The sequence below is a fragment of the Pannus brasiliensis CCIBt3594 genome (assembly GCF_036688125.1).
GTDB classification, from domain to species: domain Bacteria; phylum Cyanobacteriota; class Cyanobacteriia; order Cyanobacteriales; family Microcystaceae; genus Pannus; species Pannus brasiliensis.
This window is the reverse complement of record NZ_JBAFSM010000110.1, coordinates 1-2065: the sequence shown is the minus strand read 5'-3', so window position 1 is coordinate 2065 and position 2065 is coordinate 1. Positions and strand designations below refer to the sequence as shown.

The 2065-nt window shown below is 52.5% G+C and carries 3 protein-coding genes; 2 read left to right on the top strand and 1 reads right to left on the bottom strand.

Going from position 1 to position 2065, the window contains the following annotated elements:
* Window positions 1-62 precede the first annotated feature (62 nt).
* Window positions 63-533: a PPC domain-containing protein gene (locus tag V0288_RS24940; protein WP_332867904.1), complete on the bottom strand. Its 471-nt coding sequence runs from the start codon at window positions 531-533 to the stop codon at window positions 63-65.
* A 121-nt stretch (window positions 534-654) separates the two neighbouring features.
* Here V0288_RS24940 and V0288_RS24935 point away from each other — a divergent pair, with 121 nt between their 5' ends.
* The gene (locus tag V0288_RS24935) at window positions 655-939 is read left to right on the top strand and encodes a hypothetical protein (protein WP_332867903.1); all 285 of its coding nucleotides are present in this window, start codon (window positions 655-657) and stop codon (window positions 937-939) included.
* A 63-nt stretch (window positions 940-1002) separates the two neighbouring features.
* Window positions 1003-1935 (top strand): tRNA (adenosine(37)-N6)-dimethylallyltransferase MiaA, encoded by a 933-nt coding sequence (gene miaA, locus V0288_RS24930; protein WP_332867902.1) that lies wholly within the window; start codon window positions 1003-1005, stop codon window positions 1933-1935.
* Window positions 1936-2065 lie beyond the last annotated feature (130 nt).

Genomic DNA, 2065 nt, shown 5'->3' with positions numbered 1-2065 from the left:
GACTCCTGACTCCTGACTCCTGACTCCTGCCTCCTGACTCCTGCCTCCTGCCTCCTGACTTCTTACCTCGTCTCCGGTTTCCCCTCGACGGGACGTAAGCGGGTTACTTTGAGGGTGTATTTGCCGCCGCCGGTTTCTCCGAAGGCGCGTACCCGGATAATATATTTACCCGTTTCGGTGACGCGGGCGAAAAGGAGGGAATTGGTTCCGCCGTCGGGGCCGTCATCGTTTTCGGCTACCGTCGAACCGTCATCCGCCAAAAGAAGTAAAATACTGTCGAAATTCTCCGATTTGAGATCGATCGCTATCTGATCTCCCTTCTCCAACTGCACCACGTAATCGCGGGCGAATCCTCCCTCGCCGGTCGGAATATCTTTATCGGTCAGGGTGTCGTTAATTTCTTTATTCGGGGATATCGGGACGGGATCGTAGATTTTTTGGGCCCGTGTCGGTACGGCTCGCACCCCGAACACGAATAACGCCAGACAAAATAATAAGCTCGAATATCGACGGTCGGCGAAAAAACGTGTCATAAACGCGGTTGTTCGATTCTGGAATCCCATCATTTTACAAAATTCTCCCTTCGTTTTAAAGGTCGGGAGGTATCCCGAACTTTCGCCCATTTTTCTGTATTTTTCAATAATTTTCGGAAAAATGCTTGATTTCCTGAAAGCATCGCCGACAGATCCCGTTTTCGCCCATCGTATCGTTTCCCGCCGGCCGTCCGGGGTAAATATCGAGTTTTTTTCCGGGGACGCTCGCGCGAAAAGGGAGGCTTGTATCCCGCCGGTTCCCGATCGATCTCCCGATCTTCACGATACCGATGACGGGAGATTTCGGAAGATAGGAACGGGTTATCTCTTATTCTCGCGGAAAAGTGACGATCTAACGCTCGATTTTCTGAAAAGTCAAGCTATCGAGATATTTACCCTACGGTAGCCCGGTATTCCCGATCGATCGAGGCGATCGAGACCCCGACGCGATAATGCTACCGTAGCTAATATGGCTACTACCTCTCCACCTATTGTAATCGTCATCTGCGGGGCGACCGCGACGGGAAAATCGGGGTTAGCGCTACAACTGGCGGAACGGTTCGATTCCGTCATCCTGAGCGCGGACTCCCGACAGGTATATCGAGATTTCGACATCGGAACCGCGAAACCCACGCGGGAAGAACGCGAACGGGTTCCCCATTACCTGATCGATATCCGCGATCCGACAGAAACCTTAACCCTCGCGGAATATCAGGAAGAGGCGGAAAAATTAATCGCGACCCTTCCCGATCGTCCCCTGTTTCTCGTCGGGGGAACGGGACTGTATATTAAATCGATCGCGCGGGGGTTAAAAATCCCGAAAGTCTCCCCGCGGCCGGAGTTACGGGAACAATTACAGTCGCAAGGGCAAACCTATCTCTATCAGATCCTCCGCCACGTCGATCCCGTATCGAGTGAAAAAATCCATCCGAACGACGAGGTAAGAACCCTACGCGCCCTAGAAGTGTTTTACGCGACGGGAAAACCGATTTCCGAACAACAGGGCGAGAATCCCCCGAGTTACCCGATTTTACAGATCGGTCTGGAATGTTCGGCGGAAAGTCTCCAGAAACGGATCGAACGGCGCACCCGATCGATGGTAGAGATGGGATTAGTAGAAGAGGTGAAGGGATTGGGGGAGAAATACGGCTATAATCTGCCGCTTTTGGATACTCTCGGCTACGCGGAGATGAAACGGTATCTATTCGGGGAAATCTCTCTAGAAGAGGCGATCGATCTCACCGTCCTCCATACCCGTCAATTCGCCAAACGACAGCGTACCTGGTTTCGCGCCTATCCCGAAATTCGCTGGTTTCCCGTCGATGGTGAGGATTCACTCGATCGGATCTGTCGCGAGATAGATGATTTTCTCTGCAATATTCCGCCGTCCGCCGTCCGCTAATCCCGCGAGGATCGATCGAAAAAAAACTAGATCCCTTACCGAACCTAGCTTTTCGAGGGTTAATTTCTGACGGGGAGGTGAGGGAGATGAGGGAGGTGAGGGAGATGAGGGAGGTGAGGGAGATGAGGGA